Below are 6,396 nucleotides of genomic sequence, written 5' to 3' on the forward strand. Positions count from 1 at the left end.
ATTTATATCAGTATTATAATTTTGGTAGGCAAAGTGATCTTGGTAGTGTCAATCAATATAGATAACGAATCTTGGACATTTACTATACCATTAGAATAAACCGAATATTTTTTCTTCAGTATTTTGCAATTACGGTTTATAATTTGCCCTGCTAAGGCCTTATATTTTCAAGTCTATCACATGATTTCAATGGCGATGAAATTTCAACTGTGTAATGACTATGAAGGTCGTGCTTTTAATCTTGAAAGGGAAGGGTGTAGGGGTTATAAGGTCTTGCGTATATATTATTATGGAAAATAGGATAACAATTGCCATTTTGCGATTAGTGTTATCTTTGCACTTTTTCAGTGTAATTTAGAACATAACTGCTATGGATTCAAGCTCTAAAATCAGGATTAAAAAGTCTAGGATACGATTACTACACCAATATTATTCCTATACTGGTTTTTACACTTTTGTGAAATCCAGTTTGGGAAAATTGATCATTCCGATTGCATTGTTTATGATTGTATTATGGCTTGTTCATATTCTGGTTATTGATTTTAATGATTTATTCACATCGATTACAACTACCTATGATCCCTTCATCATATTAACCATTTTTTTTGCCTCTGAATCCGTATTGGGATTAATTCCCCCTGAAATTTTTATCGCATGGGCCGATAAAACGGAAACGCCCATTTTCTATTTATCCATACTTGCCTTGTTATCCTATTTAGGAGGTATTTTTTCCTTTTTTGCTGGTAAGGCAATTTCAAAAATGCCTTCGGTATATGCATATATTGAGGTAAAAATGCAAAAACATATAAAGATGATCCGTAAATGGGGTGGGTTTCTAATAGTGGTTGGTGCCTTATTGCCAATTCCATTTTCGATGACCAGTATTGCGGCAGGATTGATACATTATAGATTCAGAAATTATCTCTTGTTCGGATTATTGCGATTTGTACGTTTCTATTTGTATGCGTTGGTCATATTCAACGTCTTTTAAAAGTACCTTGGTAACGGCGGTTTTATAGAACTAAAGGAGGGTGATATCACAGGCAAAAGGAACTTTGACCAGGCACAATTTATCTTCTTGATGATTCAATTCCACTCCTAGCTGCTAATAGAAGACTAGTATTTAAATACGACATTAAGGTTAAAAATTCGATTTCAAAAAGAATAACTTTCATATCTTTGATTCGCCTTATTTCGATGGGCAAATTCCTATAACAAATACATTCTGACATGTCAAAATCAATTTTAATTACCCTATCCATTTTATGTTTAGGCCTTCAACTGGGTCATTCCCAAAAATCAAAAAAAGAAACTAAGGAACCGCTCGATGAGATGACGATCAGTGGACTTACGTGGAGAAATATTGGCCCAGCCATAACCTCCGGTCGAATTTCCGATATAGCGGTAAATCCCAATAATCCGTTCGAATATTATGTAGCCACGTCCGCGGGTGGGGTATGGAAGACTGAAAATTCTGGGGTTTCCTATACTCCTTTGTTCGATAAGGAAGGATCTTATTCCATAGGTTGTGTCACTATGGATCCTACGAATCCGAAAGTCATCTGGATAGGTACCGGAGAAAATAATAACCAGCGCTCCGTGGCCTATGGCGATGGGGTCTACAAATCAACGGATGGCGGTAAAAGCTGGAAAAATATGGGCTTGAAAACATCCGAACATATTGGAAAGATCATAGTTCATCCTGACAATCCGGATATCGTTTATGTAGCAGCGATCGGACCGCTTTGGAGCAAGGGTGGTGAACGGGGCGTCTACAAGTCTATGGATGGGGGTACTACCTGGGAAGCGGTGCTTACCGTGGACGAACATACGGGCGTAAACGACATTGTCATGGATCCTAGAAATCCTGACGTCTTATATGCATCGACCTTGCAGCGCCGAAGGCACGTCTATACATATGTTGGGGGTGGTCCAGGATCTGGAATGCACAAAAGTACCGATGGGGGAACCACATGGATGGAAATCAATAACGGGCTTCCAACCGTGGAATTGGGTAGAATAGGATTGGCCATTTCCCCAGCCAACCCAGAGATCATTTATGCTATCGTCGAAGCTGCCGATGGTAAAGGGGGCGTGTATGCCACCACAGATCGAGGGGCAAGTTGGGAAAAGCGGGGCGACCACACCACCAGTGGCAACTACTATCAAGAAATCATTGCCGATCCCTTAGATGAAAACACCTTATATTCCATGGATACTTGGATGTCCGTTAGCCATGATGGGGGGAAGACCTTCAAAAATGTTGGGGAAGATTATAAACATGTTGACAACCATTCCATGTGGATCGATCCGAACAACAACGAACATTGGTTGGTAGGATGCGATGGGGGTATTTATGAAACATTCGATGCTGCCAAAACGTGGGATTTCAAAGAGAACCTTCCAGTTACACAATTCTATAAAGTGGCCTTGGATAACGATGCTCCCTTTTACAATGTGTATGGGGGAACCCAGGATAATTTCAGTCTTGGCGGTCCATCAAGGGTACTTACCAACCACGGTATTACGAACAGTGATTGGTTCATCACCAATGGGGGCGATGGTTTTGAATCCCAGGTCGATCCGAATAATCCTGATATCGTTTATGCCCAATCGCAATATGGTTTTTTGGTCCGATATGATAAAAAGAGTGGGGAAAAAATTGGAATCCAGCCCCGAGAGCGAAAGGGTGAGGCAGCCTATCGTTTCAATTGGGATGCCCCGTTGGCCGTAAGTAGGCATGCCCCAGGCCGGCTGTATTTTGCCGCGAACAAACTTTTCCGTTCTGATGATTATGGTAATAGTTGGAAGGTCATCAGCGATGATCTTACCCAGCAGATCAACCGCAATAAATTGAAAGTCTATGACCGTGTGGTAAGTATCGATGCCGTAGCAAAAAATGGGTCTACCTCCCTTTATGGCAGTATCGTGGCCCTATCGGAATCACCCATCGATGAAAATCTTATCGTTGTGGGCACCGATGATGGTTTGATTCAGATTACCGAGGATGGCGGCAATACATGGAGAAAGATAAGTGCTATTACAGGAGCACCAAAGCAATCCTATGTGAATAATGTATACTGTTCAAGGCATGATGCCAATGTGCTCTATGCCGCCTATAACCATCATAAATATGGCGATTTCAAACCCTATATCTTCACATCAACTGATAAGGGAAATACATGGAGCAGTATTGCTGCCAACCTTCCGGATAGAGGAAGTGTCTATGCTATAGAAGAAGACCCGATCGATAGGGACCTGATTTTTTGTGGTACTGAATTCGGGGTATTCTTTTCCCCCAACAAAGGGCAACGGTGGAAGAAACTTTCAGAGGGCTTGCCTACGATAGCGGTTCGTGATATGGCCATTCAAGAACGGGAAAATGATTTGGTATTAGCCACCTTTGGTAGGGGCTTTTACGTCATGGATGATTATTCGTCCCTAAGGACCATCGAGAATGCGGCCCCTACACAAACAGCCCTTATTTATCCCGTACGCGATGCTTTACTATGGGAGCAAAGCAGTCCACTGGGATTGCCCGGAAAGGCCTTTCAAGGGGATAATTTCTATAGCGCCACCAATTTGGGACCCGAGGCAATGATCACCTACTATTATCAGGAAGATTATAAAACCTTAAAGGAAAAGAGGACCAAAAGGGAAGAAGAGTTGATCAAGGATAAAAAAGATGCCTATTATCCCAGTTATGAAGCCCTGAAAGCGGAAAAGGACGAGGAAGAGGCCCAACTTCTATTTACCATAAAAAATGCGGATGGACTCGTTGTCAAAAAGGAATTCAAAAAACCCGCCAAAGGCGTGCAACGATTTCATTGGGATTTGCGATTTACACCACAAGATCCTGTAGATTTAAATACACCCAGCTTTTATAATCCCTTTGCCGGCAAAGATGAGGGCACCCTGGTCGCCCCTGGGACCTATACCGTAACCATGCAATTGGCTGAGAACGGGGTCTTGACAGATTTGGCCAATGCGGTGGAATTCAATGTAAACGCTTTGGAGAATACCACCTTACCCGCAGAGGACCGAAATGCCAAAGTCGCTTTTCAACGTGATGTATCCCGATTACAGGCCGACTTACAGGTATGTGAGAATATTATCAAGGAAAGCAAGAATAAGCTAAAATACATCAAGGCGGCTATAAAACGTTCCGAACAACCCTATGGGACGCTAGCCAAATCGGTTTTGGATATTGAAAACAAGTTCAAGGAAGTGGATGTAGCCCTCTATGGGGATCCCGTGAAATATGAGTTGGATATAAGCCAACCACAAACCGCGTCAACCAGAATTGGAATTATGGGCTACGAGCAAAAATATTCTACCTCGGCACCGACAAAAACGCATAAGGACAATTATGCCATTGCCAGGGCGGAGATCGATGTGCTTAAGAAAAAGGTGGAAACCTTGTTCAATAGTGACATTAAACAGCTCGAGGAACAGTTGATCAAGTCAGGGGCCCCTTATACACCGGGCCGTGGCTATGACAACAAAGAGTAAGGCGATTGCGGATGAAATCCCATATCTAAAATAAAGAATGGCCCAAATGGGCCATTCTTTATTTATTGAACTATGTTAATTAAAGATCATATGCTGCATAACAAAATGTAACTCCATTACAATGGTTAGAATCGCGCCCTTAAGGAAAATGCATTTTGTACATTTCGAATGGAATAATATTCTTTCTGTGGTTCACTCATATTTCGATGATATCCTAGTTCTATCAATACATTGGGATTTACCTTATAGCCCATGCCAACATTGAGGTTCGTTCGTATAATTTCTGCTTCCCCCGTCACTTGATTGATATCATATTCGATTTCGGGTCCAGCAAAAAGATATAATTTCCTGTTCATATGGTATTTCAACAAAAATGATGAATTTGTCCGCTCGTGCGTCCCAAATTTATCATAGAAATGTTGCAACTGTAGATGTAATCTCCTTGAAACCTGATAGTTTATATAAAAATTCTTTGATACTTCACCATTTACACCTACAGGATACCGTGCGCCATAAACTGACAACCCGGTACTTGTTTCAAAATCAGTATGTACAGGCGGTTTTTCAATAAACTCTTGTGCTGTAATAGTCAATGGAAAAACAATAATGAATATAAAAACCAAAGCATATCGCATATTTAAAAGTATTGAATTATCCCATTCAAAATACGGTTGAACAACATATTATAAATTAATTAACGATATAGCCTTACATTAAAAAAACCGATATATGAGCTGATTTTTACACGAATTCATTAAGATCTTCCCACGAAGTTAAATAAAAAACACCCCTGTTTACAGGGGTGTTTTATTTTAAATTAACTTGAATGATTTCAGTTAGGTGTGTACGGGGCAATTTTCACATTTACACGCATCTCCCTCGCAGCTACATTCACCACCTTCGTGCATGGCACAGGCCTTAGCATTGGCATGTTGCTTACAATTTGCACATTTACAGGCATCACCTTCACAGCTACATTCACCACCTTCGTGCATTGCGCAGCGCTTCATGTTTGACTCACCAACAGCTTTTAAATCCATTTTACAGACTGGGCAACTGCCGGCTTCTTCATAGGTTTTTCCATCCTCACAGTCCATCGGGCATTGATATGCGGCCGATGCATGCAGTTCGGTGTGGGGATCGGGCTTGTTCTCCGTAGTTTTGTCTTTGCAGGAAGTCAAAAAGAAGAATGAAAAAGAAATAAGGAAGAGGGGCAAAAAGATAACTCTGGATTTCATATTTAAAATTTTTTTCCAAAAGTATCATTTATTTTGAATGTTTAAAAAACGGCATTGGAATTAAAAGGCAATAAGGGTAGCAGGAAACTACTTAAAGCAATCCATAATGCACCAAGCACTTCAGTTGGGCATCCGCTATTCAGACTGCCTTGCTAACTAAATTTCTGCAAACCGATTAGGGTCAAAAGAAGTAACCAGATTTCCGAAAAAAGTGCAGTTCATCGAAAATGCAATAAAAAAACGATGTATAGGTAGGGTTTGGTCATTTTGAAATGTTAACAAACAATACCTTTACTTTTAAAAGGTCAGATACCTAGTTAATACTAATAGTTAAATTAAAAATAATGAAAACCAAATCCTTATTTGTAGTGTTATTTACTGCTTTGGCACTTGTCTTTAGTTGTTCCGATGAAAATGATTCAGGTGATCAAACGGGGAAACTTGTCGTTCAATTAACGGATGCACCTTTTCCACACGACCTAGTGGCCGAGGCCAACGTGACTATTTTTAAAATTGAAGCCCGTTATAAAAAAGATGTACTTGAGTCCGACATGGAAGGTACTGCTATGGAGGAAGGGGAAGGTAGCCCTTTCATAGTGTTGATGGAAGAAGAAATACAGGTAAACCTTTTAGAACTTACGAACGG

General features: G+C 40.7%; 5 protein-coding genes. 3 read left to right on the plus strand and 2 right to left on the minus strand.

The genetic code is table 11. The features are described 5' to 3' along the window. The first annotated feature begins 370 nt into the window (after positions 1-370). Positions 371-991, plus strand: a complete 621-nt coding sequence (locus WBM98_RS01500) for a YqaA family protein (RefSeq protein ID WP_424364249.1) — start codon at positions 371-373, stop codon at positions 989-991. Between the two features lie 239 nt (positions 992-1,230). Beyond that, positions 1,231-4,512 (plus strand): glycosyl hydrolase, encoded by a 3,282-nt coding sequence (locus WBM98_RS01505; RefSeq protein ID WP_424364250.1) that lies wholly within the window; start codon positions 1,231-1,233, stop codon positions 4,510-4,512. Between the two features lie 125 nt (positions 4,513-4,637). Here WBM98_RS01505 and WBM98_RS01510 read toward each other — a convergent pair whose 3' ends face one another. Further along, positions 4,638-5,147 (minus strand): hypothetical protein, encoded by a 510-nt coding sequence (locus tag WBM98_RS01510; RefSeq protein WP_424364251.1) that lies wholly within the window; start codon positions 5,145-5,147, stop codon positions 4,638-4,640. A gap of 201 nt (positions 5,148-5,348) precedes the next feature. Next, a complete protein-coding gene (locus tag WBM98_RS01515; RefSeq protein WP_424364252.1) occupies positions 5,349-5,750 on the minus strand; it encodes a heavy metal-binding domain-containing protein in 402 nt (133 codons plus the stop codon). 344 nt (positions 5,751-6,094) lie between these two features. Between WBM98_RS01515 and WBM98_RS01520 the strand changes: the two genes are divergently transcribed. Further along, the coding region (locus WBM98_RS01520; protein ID WP_424364253.1) for a DUF4382 domain-containing protein at positions 6,095-6,396 on the plus strand (302 nt) is incomplete at its 3' end.

The sequence above is a fragment of the Maribacter sp. genome (assembly GCF_049667165.1).
Taxonomy (GTDB): Bacteria; Bacteroidota; Bacteroidia; order Flavobacteriales; family Flavobacteriaceae; genus Maribacter_A.